Origin of the sequence: Enterobacter cloacae complex sp. P14RS, assembly GCF_014895895.1 — a bacterium.
GTDB lineage: Bacteria > Pseudomonadota > Gammaproteobacteria > Enterobacterales > Enterobacteriaceae > Enterobacter > Enterobacter bugandensis.
Genome location: NZ_JADBQM010000018.1, coordinates 43000 through 43413 on the forward strand (window position 1 = coordinate 43000; position 414 = coordinate 43413).

1 tRNA gene and 2 rRNA genes (1 of these 3 only partly in view) are annotated in these 414 nt (G+C 51.7%); all 3 read right to left on the reverse strand.

The features are described from left to right. A 5S ribosomal RNA gene (gene rrf / locus IM295_RS14725) occupies window positions 1–64 on the reverse strand; it reaches 48 nt to the left of the window's first position. Between the two features lie 43 nt (window positions 65–107). Continuing rightward, window positions 108–183: transfer RNA gene (locus IM295_RS14730), tRNA-Thr, on the reverse strand. Between the two features lie 14 nt (window positions 184–197). Beyond that, a 5S ribosomal RNA gene (gene rrf / locus IM295_RS14735) occupies window positions 198–313 on the reverse strand. Window positions 314–414 lie beyond the last annotated feature (101 nt).

Sequence of the window (414 nt, forward strand, 5' to 3'; positions counted from 1 at the left end):
TACGGCGTTTCACTTCTGAGTTCGGCATGGGGTCAGGTGGGACCACCGCGCTAAAGCCGCCAGACAAATTCTTTTACTTCTTGCCGAACTTTAACCTAAGTATAAAGTGGTGCTGATACCCAGAGTCGAACTGGGGACCTCACCCTTACCAAGGGTGCGCTCTACCAACTGAGCCATATCAGCACGCTAAATTTGATGCCTGGCAGTTCCCTACTCTCACATGGGGAGACCCCACACTACCATCGGCGCTACGGCGTTTCACTTCTGAGTTCGGCATGGGGTCAGGTGGGACCACCGCGCTAAAGCCGCCAGGCAAATTCTGTTATCTCAATCAGGCTAAAAAACGTCTCTCTCACAGCCAAAACAGCATCGGCGTTGTAAGGTTAAGCCTCACGATAAATTAGAACCGGATAG